The sequence below is a fragment of the endosymbiont 'TC1' of Trimyema compressum genome (assembly GCF_001584725.1).
Taxonomy (GTDB): domain Bacteria; phylum Bacillota; class TC1; order TC1; family TC1; genus TC1.
In genome coordinates, this window is record NZ_CP014606.1 from 910,429 (window position 1) to 927,541 (window position 17,113).

General features: G+C 33.6%; 20 protein-coding genes and 1 pseudogene. All 21 read right to left on the minus strand.

What is annotated here, in order from left to right; genetic code table 11:
• Positions 1-2: 2 nt before the first annotated feature.
• Positions 3-665, minus strand: coding sequence for a DedA family protein (locus AZF37_RS05675; protein WP_088369952.1), 663 nt, complete (start codon positions 663-665; stop codon positions 3-5).
• Positions 666-677: 12 nt separating this feature from the next.
• Positions 678-1,565 carry a polyprenyl synthetase family protein gene (locus AZF37_RS05680; RefSeq protein WP_088369953.1) on the minus strand — a complete coding sequence of 296 codons (888 nt, stop codon included), beginning with the start codon at positions 1,563-1,565 and terminating at the stop codon, positions 678-680.
• The gene (gene xseB / locus AZF37_RS05685; RefSeq protein WP_088369954.1) at positions 1,565-1,792 is read right to left on the minus strand and encodes an exodeoxyribonuclease VII small subunit; all 228 of its coding nucleotides are present in this window, start codon (positions 1,790-1,792) and stop codon (positions 1,565-1,567) included. The genes AZF37_RS05680 and xseB overlap by 1 nt, the downstream gene beginning before the upstream one ends.
• Positions 1,782-2,984: an exodeoxyribonuclease VII large subunit gene (xseA, locus tag AZF37_RS05690; protein WP_088369955.1), complete on the minus strand. Its 1,203-nt coding sequence runs from the start codon at positions 2,982-2,984 to the stop codon at positions 1,782-1,784. Before xseA ends, xseB begins: the two co-directional genes overlap by 11 nt.
• On the minus strand, positions 2,984-3,616 hold the full coding sequence (locus AZF37_RS05695) for a cyclodeaminase/cyclohydrolase family protein (protein WP_088369956.1): 633 nt from the start codon (positions 3,614-3,616) through the stop codon (positions 2,984-2,986). The genes xseA and AZF37_RS05695 overlap by 1 nt, the downstream gene beginning before the upstream one ends.
• Positions 3,617-3,627: 11 nt before the next feature.
• Positions 3,628-4,482, minus strand: a complete 855-nt coding sequence (locus tag AZF37_RS05700) for a bifunctional 5,10-methylenetetrahydrofolate dehydrogenase/5,10-methenyltetrahydrofolate cyclohydrolase (RefSeq protein WP_088369957.1) — start codon at positions 4,480-4,482, stop codon at positions 3,628-3,630.
• Positions 4,464-5,891 (minus strand): NADPH-dependent glutamate synthase, encoded by a 1,428-nt coding sequence (gene gltA, locus AZF37_RS05705; RefSeq protein ID WP_088369958.1) that lies wholly within the window; start codon positions 5,889-5,891, stop codon positions 4,464-4,466. The genes AZF37_RS05700 and gltA overlap by 19 nt, the downstream gene beginning before the upstream one ends.
• Positions 5,882-6,718 (minus strand): sulfide/dihydroorotate dehydrogenase-like FAD/NAD-binding protein, encoded by an 837-nt coding sequence (locus tag AZF37_RS11670; RefSeq protein ID WP_245612083.1) that lies wholly within the window; start codon positions 6,716-6,718, stop codon positions 5,882-5,884. The genes gltA and AZF37_RS11670 overlap by 10 nt, the downstream gene beginning before the upstream one ends.
• An 84-nt stretch (positions 6,719-6,802) precedes the next feature.
• Positions 6,803-7,180, minus strand: a pseudogene (nusB, locus tag AZF37_RS11675) (transcription antitermination factor NusB); the annotation flags it as partial.
• Positions 7,181-7,194: 14 nt separating this feature from the next.
• Positions 7,195-7,686: an Asp23/Gls24 family envelope stress response protein gene (locus AZF37_RS05715; protein ID WP_088369960.1), complete on the minus strand. Its 492-nt coding sequence runs from the start codon at positions 7,684-7,686 to the stop codon at positions 7,195-7,197.
• Position 7,687: 1 nt separating this feature from the next.
• Complete coding sequence (locus AZF37_RS05720) at positions 7,688-8,074, minus strand: Asp23/Gls24 family envelope stress response protein (protein ID WP_088369961.1); 387 nt, start codon at positions 8,072-8,074, stop codon at positions 7,688-7,690.
• Between the two features lie 39 nt (positions 8,075-8,113).
• Complete coding sequence (efp, locus tag AZF37_RS05725; protein WP_088369962.1) at positions 8,114-8,674, minus strand: elongation factor P; 561 nt, start codon at positions 8,672-8,674, stop codon at positions 8,114-8,116.
• Between the two features lie 21 nt (positions 8,675-8,695).
• The gene (locus AZF37_RS05730) at positions 8,696-9,769 is read right to left on the minus strand and encodes a M24 family metallopeptidase (RefSeq protein ID WP_088369963.1); all 1,074 of its coding nucleotides are present in this window, start codon (positions 9,767-9,769) and stop codon (positions 8,696-8,698) included.
• A gap of 7 nt (positions 9,770-9,776) precedes the next feature.
• A complete protein-coding gene (aroQ, locus tag AZF37_RS05735) occupies positions 9,777-10,202 on the minus strand; it encodes a type II 3-dehydroquinate dehydratase (RefSeq protein WP_088369964.1) in 426 nt (141 codons plus the stop codon).
• Between the two features lie 40 nt (positions 10,203-10,242).
• Entirely contained in the window at positions 10,243-11,568 is a 1,326-nt protein-coding gene (locus tag AZF37_RS05740) for a TldD/PmbA family protein (protein ID WP_088369965.1), read from the minus strand.
• Positions 11,568-12,950 (minus strand): TldD/PmbA family protein, encoded by a 1,383-nt coding sequence (locus AZF37_RS05745; RefSeq protein WP_088369966.1) that lies wholly within the window; start codon positions 12,948-12,950, stop codon positions 11,568-11,570. Before AZF37_RS05745 ends, AZF37_RS05740 begins: the two co-directional genes overlap by 1 nt.
• Complete coding sequence (locus AZF37_RS05750; RefSeq protein WP_088369967.1) at positions 12,916-13,470, minus strand: shikimate kinase; 555 nt, start codon at positions 13,468-13,470, stop codon at positions 12,916-12,918. Before AZF37_RS05750 ends, AZF37_RS05745 begins: the two co-directional genes overlap by 35 nt.
• Complete coding sequence (gene aroE, locus AZF37_RS05755; RefSeq protein WP_088369968.1) at positions 13,463-14,317, minus strand: shikimate dehydrogenase; 855 nt, start codon at positions 14,315-14,317, stop codon at positions 13,463-13,465. The genes AZF37_RS05750 and aroE overlap by 8 nt, the downstream gene beginning before the upstream one ends.
• Positions 14,307-14,810: a YqeG family HAD IIIA-type phosphatase gene (locus AZF37_RS05760; protein ID WP_088369969.1), complete on the minus strand. Its 504-nt coding sequence runs from the start codon at positions 14,808-14,810 to the stop codon at positions 14,307-14,309. The genes aroE and AZF37_RS05760 overlap by 11 nt, the downstream gene beginning before the upstream one ends.
• A gap of 6 nt (positions 14,811-14,816) precedes the next feature.
• Positions 14,817-16,031, minus strand: a complete 1,215-nt coding sequence (locus AZF37_RS05765) for a peptidase U32 family protein (protein ID WP_088369970.1) — start codon at positions 16,029-16,031, stop codon at positions 14,817-14,819.
• Between the two features lie 8 nt (positions 16,032-16,039).
• Positions 16,040-17,098 (minus strand): endolytic transglycosylase MltG, encoded by a 1,059-nt coding sequence (mltG, locus tag AZF37_RS05770; RefSeq protein ID WP_088369971.1) that lies wholly within the window; start codon positions 17,096-17,098, stop codon positions 16,040-16,042.
• Positions 17,099-17,113 lie beyond the last annotated feature (15 nt).

Genomic DNA, 17,113 nt, shown 5'->3' on the forward strand with positions numbered 1-17,113 from the left:
CCTTATTTCTCTTCTTTATTTTCTTTTTTACTTTTTCTTTTCTCAATTATCCAACTAATAATAACAGGTAGTAAAGAAATAAATATAATTGCAAAAATTACAAATGTAAAATTATCTTTAATAACAGGAATATTACCAAAAAAGAAGCCTGTAAATAGAGCAATTATCACCCATAAAGTAGCGCCTATAACATTAAACATAAAAAAACGCTTATAGGTCATACTACCCATACCTGCAACAAATGGTGCAAATGTTCTTATAATTGGCACAAAGCGGGCAATAATAATTGTTTTGCCTCCATACTTTTCATAAAATTGATGGGTTTTCTCTAGGTTTTCTTTCTTTAAAAAACGAGCATTAGGTTTAGTAAATAATTTATGTCCGAAAAATTTACCTATTTGATAATTAACAGCATCACCAAGAACAGCTGCTGTCCAAAAAATAGCTAAAGCAATCCATAAATTCAGCTCCCCTTTTGCTGCTAAAGCACCTACAATGAACAGCAAGGAATCCCCTGGTAAGAAAGGGGTAACCACTAAACCTGTTTCGCAAAAAACAACAACAAACAGAATCACATAGGTCCAATTCCCAAACCAATCAATAATCATTCCAATATATTTATCTAAATGAACTATAAAGTCAACAATTTGCGCAAAAAACTCCATTTTCTATCCCCTTTAATATTTTCGATCTATTAAATAATCTGCTAAGTCAGCTAACTGTTTACCTAGGACACCATATTTATCTACAGCGTTCTTTGCTTTTTTTATTTCTTTTAAAACCATTTCTTTAGATTTATCTAGACCATAGATTGCTGGATAGGTAAGTTTGCCATTATTGGCATCACTTCCTGTATGTTTACCTAAAGTAATCTCATCAGCAGTTATATCTAAAATATCATCTGTAATTTGAAAGGCTAATCCAAAAGATTCACCATAAACTGTTAAATCATTTATAATAGATTCATCTTCCGTTCCTAATAAAGCACCACTGACTAAAGCACCCGTTAGAAATTTACCCGTTTTATGACGGTGAATATAGGCTAATTTAGCCTCATCCATTACACTTTGATTCTTATCAATATCAACATCTTCAGCTTGGCCACCAATCATCCCATGAACCCCTACGGCTTCTAGCAAATAGCGAGCTGCATTAAGCTGATTTTTCTCATCAATACCTGGCATAGACTCTAATAAAAGATAGGAACCATGGGTTAATAGGCTATCACCAATTAAAATTGCTTCAGCTTCGCCAAATGCAATATGACAACTTGGCTGACCACGTCTCATAGTATCATCATCCATTGCTGGTAAATCGTCATGTACTAAAGAATAGGTATGTATGTACTCAATACCACAGGCAAAAGGCTTTACAATATCCCTTTTAACACCGGCAATTTCGGAACCAATTAAATTAAAGACAGCTCGGATTCTTTTTCCTCCAGCCATTAATGCATATTCCATACCCTCATAAATTACAGCAGCTCGTTTAGCTCTTTCAGGCATAACCTCTGGCAACCATCTATTAATTTTTTCAATATAGGTATTTAAAAAATCTATTGTCATTAATTTTCCTCATCTATTTCTTCAAGGAAAAATGCGCCATTTTCAGCAATTAGTATTTGTGTTTTTTTCTCAATTGATTCTAGTCTTTTTTTGCACTGTTGAAAAAGTTTAATGCCTTTTTCAAATTCTTTCAAACCTACTTCAATATCTAAATCATTCTCTTCAAGAGCTTTGACGCTTTGATCTAGCTCATCCATAAGTTCCTTAAAGCTTTTTTTAACAGCCATTTTCTTCTTCCTTTCCAATTACTTTACAAGTTAACACACCTGTAGACAGCGCTGTTTTTATTATATCATTTATCGAAACATCATTCACTTTTTTTACTATATTTTTTTCATCATTATAGGTGATACTATAGCCTTTATTCAGCAAAGCTAAAGGGCTCATTAAATGAAGTTTTTCCCCTTTATGATTCAATGCATTTTTTTCAATTTCAAGATGAACACTTATTTCCCGTATTAGCTTACCATAATAAGTATCCAAAGATTTATTAAGATTCTCAATGTCCCCTTTAAAATTCTTAAGTTTTTCATAGATTGGATCTAATTGTTGATAATAATTATCAATATTCTTTTCAACATTAGCTTTTTCTTTAATGAGTCTATTTTTATAATAAGTCATTTTTTGCCAAATATTTTCAGTGGCAATTTCTGCTCCCTGAGAAGGTGTTGCCCCTCTAACATCTGCGACAAAATCACTTAATGTAATATCAGTTTCATGACCTACAGCTGAAATAACTGGAATTTTTGAATTAAAAATTGCCCTGACTACTGGTTCTGTATTAAAAGCCATTAAGTCTTCAACTGAACCACCGCCACGACCAACAATTAAAACATCTACTTTTCCATATTCATTAAATGATTCAATTGCTTCTGCAATTTCAAAAGGTGCCTTTTCCCCTTGTACACCAACTGGTATTAAAACAAGCTTAACACTAGGATTTCTACTAGCGACTACTGTCTTGATATCATGTAAAACTGCCCCTTTTAATGAAGTTACGACTCCAATAGTTTCTATAGCCTCAGGTAATTGTTTTTTATACTCAATTTCAAATAAACCTTCTTGCTGAAACTTTTTCTTTAAAGCTTCAATTTCTAAATAAATATTGCCTACACCAGTCATCACAACTTTTTCACCATAAAATTGATATTGTCCTGTAACAGGATACAGAGATACCTTACCTTTAATTAAAATAGACACACCTTCTTTGATAGGCATTTTCATACGTTCAGCATGGCTTCTAAAAATAACAGATTGAATAGCATTTTTATTATCTTTAAGGGTAAAATAAAGATGCCCTGACATAGCTCTTTTAAAATTAGACACCTCACCCTTAATACAAATATTTGATAAATAAAGGTCCTTCTCAAGAAGGACCTTTACATAGTTATTAACTTCAGAAACCGATAATTTTACCATCACATTCTTTCCTTGACAATAACAATTGCTTTCTCTCTAGCTTCTCTAGCTTTATTAATGAGAATCGCTTTTCTCGCACTTGCTCTGTCAACATATTCTTTATCTTTAATGCCACCTAAATTAATATCAACACTTAAAAGAGCTCCGTGTAGGGAAGCTTCCGCAACATAAGCACCAACACCAACATCACTAATTGCTGTTTTATTACCATAAGCACAAATTTCAGCAGCTAATTCAATAATTTCCAAGCAAGTTTCAGCTATTGTCAATGGAACTTCAGTTGCTGCAATATAAGCTTTTTGCATAGCCTCACTTCTTGCTTTTTTCTCATCATCATTGTCTTTTGGCATTCTTAAAGTATCCATAAATTGGTTGAATACTGCCATGTCTTCATTAACAAGACCTTCTAAACGCACCATAATATCTTGTGTTTTATCTAATAATGCTACTGTTTCTGCTTGGACATCAGCATACTTTTCCTTGCCTTTTGTAAGACTACCAACCATAGCAACCATACCGTTACCTAGGCAAGCCACCATAGCTGCTACACTGCCACCACCTGGTGTAGGGGCATCAGAACACGCTTCAGCTAAAATTTCTCTATAGCTTTTATCAAAATACTTGTTACTCATAATGACTCCTCCTATTTACTTTGTTGAATAGAAATACCTTTTAAAAGGTTTTTAAAAATTAAAGAAGTTGTTAATGAACCAACACCGCCTGGAACAGGTGAAATTAAACTTACTACTTCTTTTAACCCTTCAAAATCAACGTCTCCACAATAACCGCCACCTTCAACTTCATTAATACCAGCATCAACAACAATAGCCCCAGGTTTAACCATTTCTTTTGTAATCATGTTAGGTCTGCCTACGGCAGCAATTACAATATCACCTTGTTTAACAAAAGAAGCTAGGTCTTTTGTTCTTGAGTGACAAATTGTAATCGTTGGATTGTGCTGTAGTAATAAGAAAACAAGTGGTTTACCAACTGTTTCTCCACGGCCAACAATAACAGCATGTTTGCCTTCAATTTCCACACCACTTCTAAGCATTAATTCAATACAGCTTTGTGGTGTTGCTGGAAATAGTCCAGGTCCATTACTTAAAATATAACCTCTGTTCATAGGATGAATACCATCGACATCCTTTGCAGGTAATACAGCTTCCATTACTTTATCTGTACTAATTTGGCCTGGTAATGGCAACTCAACCATAATGCCATGAGCGCCCTTATCTTGGTTTAATTTTTCAATTAATGCAAGTAAATCACTCTCTTTTGTGTCAGTTGGTAGATTATGAAAATCAAAATCAATACCTACATTGTTTGCTGCTTTCTCTTTACTTTGTGCATAATAAACACTTGCAGGATCATCTCCAACTAAGATGACTGCCATTTTAGGAGCAATGCCTTGCGCTCTTAAAGCTGCAACCTCTTCTTTTACTTCTGCTCTAATTTCTTTTGCTATTGCTTTTCCATCTAGTAATTGTCCTGACATACCATATCCTCCTTTTGTTTAGATAATAAATAATCATTAATTGCAGTCGCCGTACTTTTACCAGCGCCCATAGCTAATATTACAGTTGCTGCTCCAGTTACAATATCTCCTCCAGCAAATACGCCATCAAGAGATGTTTGTCCCTTTTCATCAGCAACAATATTACCATACTTATTTAATTCCAAACCTTTTGTGCTTTCCAGTAATAATGGATTAGGTCCTTGACCAATAGCCATAACTACCATATCAATTGGTAATTCAAACTCAGAACCTTCAATAGCAACAGGTTTTCTTCTGCCACCTTCATCTGGTTCACCTAATTCATATTTCAAGCACTTTAAACCAGTAACCTGTCCTGTTTCATTATTACCTAAAATTTCCACTGGACTTGTTAACAGACTGAGAATAATACCTTCTTCTTCAGCATGTTCTAACTCTTCCAAACGAGCTGGCACTTCATCTCTTGAACGTCTATAGACAATATGAACTTCTTTAGCGCCTATTCTCTTAGCTGTTCTAGCAGCATCCATAGCTACGTTTCCAGCTCCAATTACAGCTACTTTCTCACCGACTACAACCGGTGTATCATAGTTAGGAAAATCATAAGCTTTCATTAGATTTACACGTGTTAAAAATTCATTAGCTGCATACACTTCATTATAGGTTTCGCCAGGAATATTTAAGAAATAAGGCAGTCCTGCACCAGTTGCAATAAAGACAGCATCAAAGCCTTCCTCTTTCATTAATTCTTCCACAGAATTAATGCTTCCCGCAACACTATTAACTTCCATTTTCACACCCATTTTTTTCATGTGGTCAATTTCTTGTTGAACAATTAATTTAGGCAAACGGAATTCTGGAATACCATACATCAAAACCCCACCCATAGTATGTAAAGCTTCAAAAATAGTTACATCATGACCCATTTTAATTAATTCATAGGCACAGGCAAGTCCAGCTGGTCCCCCTCCTAAAATAGCCACTTTTTTACCAGTTTTCTTTACATCTTCAATTGGTAAAGCTTTACCACTATTCATATAGGTATCTGCAGCAAATCTTTCTAAACGACCAATGCCAATAGCTCCGCCCTTTGGATTAAGAATACAAGCACCTTCACATTGGTTTTCCTGTGGACACACTCTACCACAAACAGCTGGTAAAAGATTATACTGTTTTAGTGTCGTATAGGCATCATCATACTCCCCATGTTTAATTTCTTGAATAAACTTAGGAATATCAATATGGACAGGACAACCTTCACGGCATTTTGGTTTTTTGCAATTAAGGCATCTTTCTGCCTCTTCTTTAGCCATTGCCTCAGAAAACCCAAGAGAAACCTCTTTAAAATTCTTACTTCTCTCTTCAGGATCTTGGTTAGGCATATCAACTCTATTTAAATTTAAAGCCATTTTAAACCCCCCTTTTCTGCTTTTTCCAACGCAATAGCCTCTTTTGCTTTATATATATTCATTCTTCTTAATGATAAATCCCAGTTTACTTTATGTCCATCAAACTCAGGACCATCAACACATGCAAATTTAACATTACCATCTACTTCTAAACGACAGGCACCACACATACCGGTGCCATCTACCATAATTGGATTCATACTAACAATAGTTGGCAAATTATATTCTTTAGTTAATAAGGCTACAAATTTCATCATAATAACTGGACCGATTGCCCAAGCTTTATTAATACCACCATGATCTGCAAGACGTTTAATTACATCGGTTACTAACCCTTTTTCGCCATCACTACCATCATCTGTAGTTACATATAGCTCGTCACTAATTTCACCCATTTTATCTTTCCAAATTAATAAATCTTTGTTTCTAGCTCCTATAACAGATATTACCTTGTTACCCGCTTCTTTTAAGGCTCTAGCAATTGGATAAACAGGTGCAATTCCAGCACCACCACCAACACATAAAACTTTACCATAATTTTCAATTTCAGTTGCCTGTCCTAGTGGACCAACGAAATCAATAAATGCTTCACCTTCTTGCATAGCACAAATTTTTCTACTGGAATAGCCTACTGCTTGTGTAATAATTGTGATAGTACCTTTTTCTCTATCAAAATCAGCAATAGTCAGTGGAATTCTTTCTCCTTTTTCATCAATGCGTAGTACGATGAATTGTCCCGGATTGCATTTTTTTGCAATTTTAGGAGCGAATACATCCATTGCAACAATTTGAGAACCAAGCTGTTCTCTTCTAATAATCTTATACATTACTTCCTCCTCGAATTTTATATTATCTATTCCCTTTTGTTTTTCAACTTGTCTAATGCCTTGTTTAATCAACTGATTCATAACTCCATTTAACACACCATTAACAAATTTCTTTGATTGTTCGCCACAATATTCTTTTGTAACCTCAACCCATTCGTTAATAGAGACAGCTAAAGGAATTGTTGCACAATTCATCATCTCGCCAGAACCTAAAAGAAGAATACTTCTCTCTAGAACTCCTAAGCGATTAAATGTCCATTTTTTTAAAACTGGTTGTATCAGTGTTTTTAAAGTTTCCTCATTATCAAAGACAAGAGAAAGAAGCTCTCCTACGAAAGCTTTCTCCCCTTTTATCAACTCTTTGTCTTCTAATTGGAATTTAAGTGCATCTTTATCTAAGGTGCCTAACTCTAACTGGTACATCCACTCCATACTGTAGATTCTTGCTTCATGTCGACTCAATATTTCACCTCAGATTATTTACTGTAATTTGTGAAACCATTAACGGTAACTTTGACATCCTCAAGGTTATCGCCAACAGTGCTCTCAAACACCTCTTTTATTTGCTTACTTACATGTTCTGTTACTTTAACAATATTGCTACCTACTTCTAATGTTAAACCAATTTCTAAAATGATTTTTTCATCTTTAGTATAACCTACTCTGACAACTGTATTGTTGATATCATTTATTTTTCCTAATGTATTTTTCGCTAGCTGTATAATTGCCTCTTCAGTAATAGCAATTGTATCACTATCGTTTTTTACAAATATTTTTTTATGTCTATGATTTTTTTGTCCGTCACCTAATAACATAATTAATGTCAGTAAAGCAACAATAAAAACAGCAATATTCAATAGGTATGGTGATACCATAACTGTAGAACCCATAACCCATAAAACACCTTCAGAAACTGAAAGAACAATTATAGCTAAGGTAAATAGAATAGCTAGTATTCTTCTTGCCATCTTATTGCTCCTTATTCTCTTCCTGTTGTTTTTTATCTTCAAAAACAATATCGCTAATTGTTACATTGACTTCCTTTACATTAATGCCTGTCATTGACTCAACAGCATCTTTAACACTATTTTGAACATTTTGAGCTAAAGCTACAATGTTAACGCCATGTTCAATTACTAAAGCTAATTCAACATTTGTACCTTCTTCTTCCATGCTAACTTTAACACCTTTTGAGTAGTTTTTTTTACCGAAAATTTCACCGATTGATGATGTTGAACTATCAGTTACTCTGATTACACCTTCAACCTCTTGAGCTGTAATGTTGGCAATAGCTGCAGCCACATTGTCAGCAATTTTAATTTTACCTACACTATTTCCTGTTACTGATTCACTCATTTTAAAATCCTCCTCTAAATTGTATCTAAAACAATATATTTAATTACGGGAAACATACTCACCCGTACGAGTATCGATAACTAATTCGTCTCCTTCATTAACAAACAATGGTACTTTCACAACTGCTCCTGTTTCCATTGTAGCATTTTTAGTAACATTTGAAGCGGTATCACCTTTTACACCTGGTTCTGTTTCTTTAACAGCTAAAATAACCGTATTAGGTAATTCTACTCCAATAATTTCATCTTTATAATACATAACTGCAATATTCATGTTTTCTTTTAAAAATTGGATTGATTCCTCTCCTAATTGAACAGCAGAAATAGATGCTTGATCATAGGTTGATGTATCCATGAATACATAATCATCTCCTTCATTGTAAAGGTATTGCATTTCAGTTTTCTCAATATGTGCTTTGCCTACTTTTTCTCCTGCTCTAAAAGTTTTTTCAACGGTAGCCCCTGTTCTTCTGTTTCTTAGTTTAGTTCTAACAAAAGCAGCTCCTTTTCCTGGTTTAACATGCTGGAACTCTACAATTGTATAAATAGCACCATCAAATTCGATTGTTAGTCCTGTTTTAAAATCACTTGTTGAAATCACGTTATGATCCCCTTTCCTACTCTATATAATACACAAATCTTTACTTGTTTTAGATAACACTTCCACTGAATCATCACCTAAAACGACTAAATCTTCAATGCGAATACCAAACTTATTTTCTAAATAAATTCCAGGTTCTACAGTAAAAACCATATTTGGTTTTAAAACATTGTCACTTTTAATACTAATATTAGGTCTTTCATGAATGTATAAACCAACCCCATGACCTGTACTATGACCAAACGCCTTACCATAACCTGCTTTACTAATATAGTCTCTTACTGAATCATCGACTACATGAGCCTTAAGACCAGACTTAATAGTTTTAAGACCAATAGCTTGACTGGTTTTAACAATATTATAAATCTTTAAAAATGCTTCACTAGGGTCGCCTAGATAGACCATGCGAGTCATATCTGAAGCATAGCCTTTATAGGTTACACCAATATCAAAAAGAATAGATTCATTATACACTATTTTCTTTTTACTGGCTATACCATGAGGGAGGCTGGTGCGTTTTCCACTAATAACAATTAAGTCAAAACTGCTACTTGTTGCGCCCTCTTTTCGCAAAGCAAATTCCAATTCATTCTTTAAATCAAGCTCAGTCATACCAACTTTTATTTTACCAATGGTATGCTTTAAAATGGCATCGTTAATTTCAGCACTTTTCCTAATTAAAGCTAATTCGTCTTCTGTTTTAACCATTCTCAGAGTCTCACATATTTGAGGTCCCATGAAAAAATCAATCTGAAAATCTTCCAAATAATCATTAAAACGTTGGTATAGACTATAGATTATGCTCTCTTCAAAAGCCAACGAAGATACTTTTTGAGCTTTTAAAAGTTCAACTAATATTTCACGGACACTCCCTTTACAATCGACTACCTCTATCCCCGAATCTAAAGTATTTAAAGCTTCAACATATCTGAAATCCGTTAAGAAATAGCTTTTATCAGCTAATACCAATAAAAAACCTTCTGCATCCTCTAAACCACCTAAGTAGTTGCAATTGAGAGGATTAGAAATTAAGAAACTCTCTATATTTTCCTTAATTAATTGTTTTTGAAAAAGTTTAATCCTAGTTATTTCCATCAATTAGTTAGTCCTCTAAAAAACTTGCTAATGCTAATGTATAACTCTTAACACCAAATCCACATATTTTCCCTTGGACAACAGGGGTAATTACAGAGGTATGCCTAAAGGATTCACGACTTTCTGGATTAGAAATATGAACCTCAATAACAGGTTTATCAATACCGCTAATACAGTCTCTTAAAGCAAAACTATAGTGGGTAAAAGCACCTGCATTAAGGATATAACCATCAGCATCATTTACTGTACTGTAAATATAGTCTAAAATTGCACCTTCACAGTTTGACTGAAAGGTTTTAACATTAAGATTATTTTTAACACCATAATCTTGCCAATCTTTTTTCAAGTCAGCAAGTGTTTTTTTACCATAAATGTTAACTTCTCTCTGACCTAACCAATTTAAATTAGGACCATTAATAATATGTATGTTCATCTTCAACCTCTTCCTTTTATTTTAGCATAAGAGAAAACAATTAACTACCGCTTATAATCACATCTTTAACCAATAAAGATGGAGCTCCTTTAGTAATTTTAAATGTTAAATCATCTCCAACTTTAAGTACATTGGAAAATAAATCCATTAAATTTCCAGATACTGTAACGCCTCTAAAGCCTTTTTCTACTTGACCATTTTTTACAATTAAGCCGGTAGCCCCAAGAGAAAAATCTCCAGTTATTGGATCTGCCATATGTAGTCCCATTAAATCTTTAATAATTAAACCATTGTGCATTTCTTTAAGCAAATCACCTTTAGGTGTTTCTCCATTTTCAATATAAAAATTACTAACGCCAATACTTGGTAATGACTGATAACTTCGCGCACAATTTCCCGTAGTGCTTCGTCCACTGAGTTTAGCCATTGTTAAATTATAAAGGCCCTCTTTAAAAACCCCTTTATCCATTAGAAGGGTTCTTCTAGTTTCAACACCTTCACCATCAAAATAGCTGGTCCCCATTTTACCTTTTAAAGTACCATCATCCACAATAGAAATAAGCGGTGAAATTAATGCTTGATTCCACTTATCCTTAAACAAAGATTTTCCTTTATATATATTTTCACCATTAAAAGAAACCCCCAATAAAGATAGAAAATCTATAGTTGCTTCTGTATTAAATATAGCTGTATAGGTTCCTGTTTTAAGTCCAGTAGCACCAATCATAGAAGCGCCTTTACTATAAGCCTCCTTACCAATATTTCTATTGAACAACTCTTTAATATCCGTTGTATAGCAGTAACTATCCCCTGTTTCTTGAACGCCTTCATTAGCTAACGCCATAGCAACATAGCTACCACAATAAGCTCCTGTTTCTTTTTTTGATAAGCCTTGAGAATTTAAAATACAACTTTCATAAATAGCTTCTTCGTAACTTGCTGATTCAATAGTAACAGGATACTTACTATTTTCTTTCCCAGTTTTCTCCATCTCATGAAGATAATTTATTTTCTCAGCTAACTCAGTATCCTCAATTGCCTTTATTTTATCTGCTTCTAAAACGTCTTCAAAAACAACATTAGTTTCAAAAGACAACTCTTTTTCTTCATCTAAATAGGGCGCTATAGTTAAACCATCATCAATAGCTTTTTTAATACTCTCATCACTAATTTCAGTAGCATAAACTAAACTCTGTCGATTATCTTTAATAACCCGAATACCAATGCCTTGTCCCATTGACTCAGTAATATTTTCTAAAATACCCTCTCTTAATTTCAAAGATAGATTTTTGCTTTTAGATATATAAAATTCTACTAATTGACAACCTTGTTTTTCTCCGTAATTTAATAATTTTTGAAAATCCATTATTTAGTACCTCCTACTGTTAATGCAGGAATTCTTAATGTTGGTTGAGCATCTGCTACAGGTACCCTTTGACCATCTTTACCACAAGTACCTAGAGAATAACCAAAATCACTACCTACCATATCAATTTTATTTAAAACATTTGGTCCATTGCCAATTAAAGTAGCTCCTCTAACTTGTTCCTTAATAATACCTTTATCAATTAAGTAGCCTTCTGATACTTCAAATACAAAATCCCCTGTAGTTGTATTAACTTGTCCACCACCCATTTTTTTAACAAAAAGTCCTTGATCAACTGAAGCTAAAATAGTATCCTTATCCATGTCACCAGGGGCTATATAGGTATTTGTCATTCTCGTAATTGGCGGAACAGAATAACCTTCTCTTCTACCATTACCTGTAGCCTTCAAGCCTAAGTCTTCAGCAGATTTTAAATCGCACATGTAGCCTTTTAAAATGCCCTTCTCAATTAATATATTCTGATTAGTTTTAGTACCTTCATCATCATAATAAGAAGTGCCATATTTGCCTTTCATTGTGCCATCATCAACAACTGTAATTAGGGAGGAAGCAACTTTTTCTCCAATTTTTCCACCATAAACTGACATTCCCTTTTTTACAATATCCCCTTCTAAGCCATGACCACAAGCCTCATGAACCATTGTACCACCAGCTTCTCCAGATAATACAACATCCATTGTGCCACTTGGTGCTTCACTGGCTAACAATAAATTTGCAGCCTTGTCCATAGCTCCTGTTACCAGTCCTGTAACATCTTCATTTTTAAGCCAGGAAAAAGTACCTAGTCCTCCCATTGCGTCATAGCCTCTTTGTAATAAGCCATTTTTTTCAGCCAAGCCTTCAGAAACGACTCTTGTTCTTGGTCTAAATTCCTTAACATAAATACCCTTAGAATTCATTACATATATTTCTTGTTCCGCTTCCCCATAAGCTACCATAACTTGGACTAAAGCTGAACTTCTTTTCCAAGCTACATCATTTAAAGCTAATACTAAATCAATTTTTTCTTTTAAAATATTATCTCCCTTTACGCCCTCTTCAATATAGGTAGTAGGGGCTGCCTTTAATGCATAGTTATACGAAGTAGCCTCACAATTCCCTTTTTCTTTACTAGAAAGATTTTTGGCTAGAGCAAGTAATGCTTTCTCTGATAAATCCTCTGTATAGCCAAAAAAAGTTTTATCGCCATAGCGAACTCTAAGTCCACCACCAATTTGAGTTCCAGTGGTGATTTTTTCAAGTTTCTTATTTTCCATATTAATTAATAGTGTTTTCTTACGCTCTATAAAAACATCTGCAAAGGAAGCACCATTTCCAACTAAAGTATCAATTACTTTTTTTAGTATTTCTTCTTTTACCATTTTGTTCTCCTTTTGTAAGCCAATCATAGTAGGCTTTTTTTATTTCTTTAGCAATTTCAAAAGCAGTTTTACCTGTTGTATCAACTTCTAAATGAGCGTTCTTATAAATAGGCAAACGCTGCTGGTAGCGTTTAGTTAATTCTTCTTTTGTTACACTTTGCGCTAAAGGTCTTTTATTATTTTTCATTAAACGTTTATAGATAGTATCCATAGGCAGTTTTAAAAATACAACAAAATCTTCTTTTAAATATAAACCTCTACTAATATCATCCATAAAAAGCCCTCCACCAGTGCTAATGACTTTTCTAGGATTTTTCAATAACCCCTTGGATACATTTCTTTCTAACTCTCTAAAATAAGGCTCACCATCTTCTTTGAAAATAGTGGCTATTTTTTTTCCTTCTTTTTTTTTAATATACATATCTGTATCAACAAATTGATAGTGCATTAAATAACTTAAACTTTTACCTACAGTAGTCTTTCCAACTGCCATAAATCCAATTAATACAATATTATTCATTCTTTGCCTCCACTAAGTTAGCAATTAATATTTTTTCCATTAAATCTTTATTAGGTTTTTTACCAGTCCATAAAGCCAAGGCTTCTGCCCCCTGACATACTAACATACCTACACCATTAACAATAGGGGTACCTCTTTTTTCACCTTCAAGTAAAAAATCAGTTTTTAATGGATTGTAAATAATATCGACTAAAACTTGATTTTCTCTAAGATGATTATAGGGAAATTCTAATTTCCCTTTTATACCCTTCATACCAAGAGGTGTTGTTTGCGCAATAAAATCATATTTTGAAAGGGACATTGTTGCAAGCTCTGAAAAAGAATACCAGTTACTTTTCCCCGACAGCCTCTTAACTGCATTTACCAGTAAAGAGGCTGCTTTCTTATTTCTACCAACAAAATCTATGGTCTTTAAACCAGAAAAAGCTAAAGAAATACTTATTCCTTTAGCTGCACCGCCTGTTCCAATAATTAAAACACTTTTGTTTTCTATTTTCATACCTTGTCTTTTTAAGCTTTCAATAAATCCCATACCATCAGTATTTTCACCTACTAATTTACCTGCTCTTAAATGAACTGTATTAACAGCACCTATTACTTGCGCTCTTTCAGAAATCTCATCTAAATATTTTAGAATAGTCTCTTTATAAGGGATTGTTACATTAAACCCCAGAATAGAACTATACTCCTTTTTGACAGAAGTGACAAACTCTTTTAAATCAGCCTCTTTTAGAGGCCATTTTTCATAGGTTAAATTCAATCCTAATTCTTTAATAGCCCCATTTTGGATTTCCGGAGAAAGACTATGTCCTAAAGGGTAGCCAATTACACCTAATCTATTTCTCATCCTTCATATTTTCCTTTGTAAAATTTCTTTTAAAAAACCATTCAATAAGCCTATATATTTTTGTCATAAAAAAATCACTAGTGGTAATAGGTTCAACTAAAATACAGCGTACTCCTGCTCTTTTAGCTGCTATAATATCTGTACAGAATTGATCTCCTATTAAAATAGTATTATTAACTGTTCCATTCAATAATTTCATCCCCTTAATAACTCCTTTGCTTGAAGGCTTTTTTGCCCCAGAAATATAGGGAATATCAAGGCAATCACCAATTCTCTTTACTCTATCTAAAAAGGTATTGGAAACAATACAAAAATCTAAGCCCTTGGACTTACCTTCCTCAATGAAGTCCTTAATTCTGTCTGTAGGCAGTTGATTTTTAAAAGGTACAATAGTATTATCAATATCGATTAAGATATGTTTAACGCCAATTGATTTCAATTGTTCATAATCAATATTAAAAACAGTATCTACAAAATATTCAGGATGAAACATATTTTACTAACTCCTTAAACGTAATAGGGCACCAGGTACAATTGAATCTAAGCCATTGATGTAAAGTATTTCCTTAGGACGAGGTGCTTCATTAACAGCCTCGCCAGCTTCATTAATTAGTGTTTCAACTACTAATGTCTTATTCTCTACTGTAGGCATTAATACTTCAATAGTATCACCTAAAACAAACTTGTTTCTCTGCTCAATTTTCAATAAGCCTGAGTCACTATGCCCAAGGACCTGACCTATAAAACGAATATTATCTGTTGTTTTTCTTGGATAATATTGCTGTATTGTAGCATCAGGAGTTCCTAAATAGAAACCAGTTGTATAGTCTCTTTCCCCTATCCCATTTAATTCGTCCATCAACGCTGGCATTGCTTCTGAAAAATCAGCACCTGCTTCAATTAAATCCACGGCTTCTCTGTAAATTTTAGTTACAGTAGCTACATAATGAATACTTTTCATTCTACCTTCTATTTTCAAACTCATTACCCCATTTTTTATTAAATCTGGCAAATAAGGTAACATACATAAATCTTTTGAATTGAATATATAGGTGCCAAACTCATCTTCTTCTATTGGCATGGCATCTTCAAGTCTCTGTTTCTCAATTACATAATATTCCCATCTACATGGATGAGTACAAGCGCCTGAATTAGCGCTTTTGCCAGTCATATGCATACTGAGCATACATCGTCCTGAATAAGCCATACACATAGCACCATGAACAAAAGCTTCTAAGGGAACATCAACTTGTTGATGAATGTCATTAATCTCCTTTAAGCCAACTTCTCTCCCCAGTACAATTCTCTCAACACCTTGTTTTTGCCAGTATGCACAAGCTGGCCAATTTTGTGTATTAGCCTGGGTACTTAAATGAATAGGTATATCTGGAGCATACTCTTTTGCTAAGTAGACAACCCCTGGATCTGCAATAATTAAAGCATCAACTTTAATCTTATTTAGAGCTTCTAAATAAGCTATTGCTTCCTTAACCTCACTGTTGTGCAGAAAAACATTTAAAGCAACATAAAGCTTCTTATTTAAGACTTGACTAATCCCTCTGGCTTCTTCAATTTCAGGCAAAGAAAAGTTTCCTGCCCTAGTTCTTAAACTAAAACCCTTACCGCCTATATATACTGCGTCTGCTCCATATAAGTAAGCAATTTTTAATTTTTCTAAATTACCTGCTGGTGTCAGCACTTCTATCTTATTCATAGTACTCCTTAATTTACATATTCTTCAGTTGCTTTTAAATGCTCTTCATAACTTGTATTAAATATATGAGAACCATCGCCTTTAGCAACAAAATACAAATATGCTGTTGTTTCTGGACTAAAAGCTGCTTCTAATGACTCTTTGCCTGGAGAAGCAATAGGTCCTGGTGGTAAACCGCCATACATATAAGTATTGTAAGGGCTATTAATTTTGATATCCTCTAATGTTACAACTGGTTTATATTCTTCTTTACCTAATGCAAACTGCACAGTAGAACAGGATTCTAATTTCATATTTTCTTTAATTCTATTATAAAAAACGCCAGAAATAATAGGTCTTTCCTTTGATATTACTGCTTCTTTTTCTATAACCGAAGCCATTGTTACTAACGCTAAAGGTGTTGTTCCTAAAGACTGAGCTTTACTCATTAATTGAGTTCCAACAACTTCATCAAAACGATTTAGCATTTTTTCAAACATAGATTTTGGAGATTCTCCTTTATCGAAATAGTAAGTATCAGGGAATAAAAATCCTTCTAACTTATATTTCACATTTTCAGGTTTTGCGAACTTTAAAAACTTATAATCAAAATCCCCTTTATCTGCAATAGCTAGAAAAGTATCTTTATCCATTAGGCCACTATTGGCAAAAGGCTTGCTAATTTGACTAATAGAATAACCCTCAGGAATAGTTATTTTAACCCCTTGTTCAGCTGCTGGAATTTCTTTTAACTGTTTATTTAAACTCTCTAAAGAAATCGGCCTTTTGATGATAAATGTACCAGATTTAAAATCTGCTGAATCGCCTTTCATACGACTATATAAAATAAACATTTGTTTTGATTTAATTACATCATTATCCATTAATGTGGTGCCTATTGTATCCAAGGAATCACCTTCATTAATCATTATACTTACTTCACCATTTACATTGGGAGGTAAGAAATAAACATAAAAAGTAGCGCCAATTAAAATACCTAACATAAGTAATACAAAAACAAAATATTTTTTGATGCCACTTTTTTTCTTGGCCCCTCGACTGCTACGTCTTCCTGCTTTGGTTTCCATCAAGTAGTTTCTCCT

What these genes read in the sequence shown, in the direction of transcription:
- AZF37_RS05730 (WP_088369963.1), bottom strand. Translation starts at nt 9,769, where the DNA reads ATGGAAATAACTAGGATTAAACTTTTTCAAAAACAATTAATTAAGGAA.
- gltA (WP_088369958.1), bottom strand. Translation starts at nt 5,891, where the DNA reads ATGGCTTTAAATTTAAATAGAGTTGATATGCCTAACCAAGATCCTGAA.
- AZF37_RS05750 (WP_088369967.1), bottom strand. Translation starts at nt 13,470, where the DNA reads ATGAATAATATTGTATTAATTGGATTTATGGCAGTTGGAAAGACTACT.
- AZF37_RS05680 (WP_088369953.1), bottom strand. Translation starts at nt 1,565, where the DNA reads ATGACAATAGATTTTTTAAATACCTATATTGAAAAAATTAATAGATGG.
- AZF37_RS05745 (WP_088369966.1), bottom strand. Translation starts at nt 12,950, where the DNA reads ATGGTAAAAGAAGAAATACTAAAAAAAGTAATTGATACTTTAGTTGGA.
- AZF37_RS05760 (WP_088369969.1), bottom strand. Translation starts at nt 14,810, where the DNA reads ATGTTTCATCCTGAATATTTTGTAGATACTGTTTTTAATATTGATTAT.
- AZF37_RS11670 (WP_245612083.1), bottom strand. Translation starts at nt 6,718, where the DNA reads ATGTATAAGATTATTAGAAGAGAACAGCTTGGTTCTCAAATTGTTGCA.
- AZF37_RS05715 (WP_088369960.1), bottom strand. Translation starts at nt 7,686, where the DNA reads ATGGCAAGAAGAATACTAGCTATTCTATTTACCTTAGCTATAATTGTT.
- AZF37_RS05765 (WP_088369970.1), bottom strand. Translation starts at nt 16,031, where the DNA reads ATGAATAAGATAGAAGTGCTGACACCAGCAGGTAATTTAGAAAAATTA.
- AZF37_RS05720 (WP_088369961.1), bottom strand. Translation starts at nt 8,074, where the DNA reads ATGAGTGAATCAGTAACAGGAAATAGTGTAGGTAAAATTAAAATTGCT.
- AZF37_RS05740 (WP_088369965.1), bottom strand. Translation starts at nt 11,568, where the DNA reads ATGGATTTTCAAAAATTATTAAATTACGGAGAAAAACAAGGTTGTCAA.
- xseA (WP_088369955.1), bottom strand. Translation starts at nt 2,984, where the DNA reads ATGGTAAAATTATCGGTTTCTGAAGTTAATAACTATGTAAAGGTCCTT.
- aroQ (WP_088369964.1), bottom strand. Translation starts at nt 10,202, where the DNA reads ATGAACATACATATTATTAATGGTCCTAATTTAAATTGGTTAGGTCAG.
- aroE (WP_088369968.1), bottom strand. Translation starts at nt 14,317, where the DNA reads ATGAGAAATAGATTAGGTGTAATTGGCTACCCTTTAGGACATAGTCTT.
- AZF37_RS05700 (WP_088369957.1), bottom strand. Translation starts at nt 4,482, where the DNA reads ATGTCAGGACAATTACTAGATGGAAAAGCAATAGCAAAAGAAATTAGA.
- mltG (WP_088369971.1), bottom strand. Translation starts at nt 17,098, where the DNA reads ATGGAAACCAAAGCAGGAAGACGTAGCAGTCGAGGGGCCAAGAAAAAA.
- AZF37_RS05695 (WP_088369956.1), bottom strand. Translation starts at nt 3,616, where the DNA reads ATGAGTAACAAGTATTTTGATAAAAGCTATAGAGAAATTTTAGCTGAA.
- AZF37_RS05675 (WP_088369952.1), bottom strand. Translation starts at nt 665, where the DNA reads ATGGAGTTTTTTGCGCAAATTGTTGACTTTATAGTTCATTTAGATAAA.
- xseB (WP_088369954.1), bottom strand. Translation starts at nt 1,792, where the DNA reads ATGGCTGTTAAAAAAAGCTTTAAGGAACTTATGGATGAGCTAGATCAA.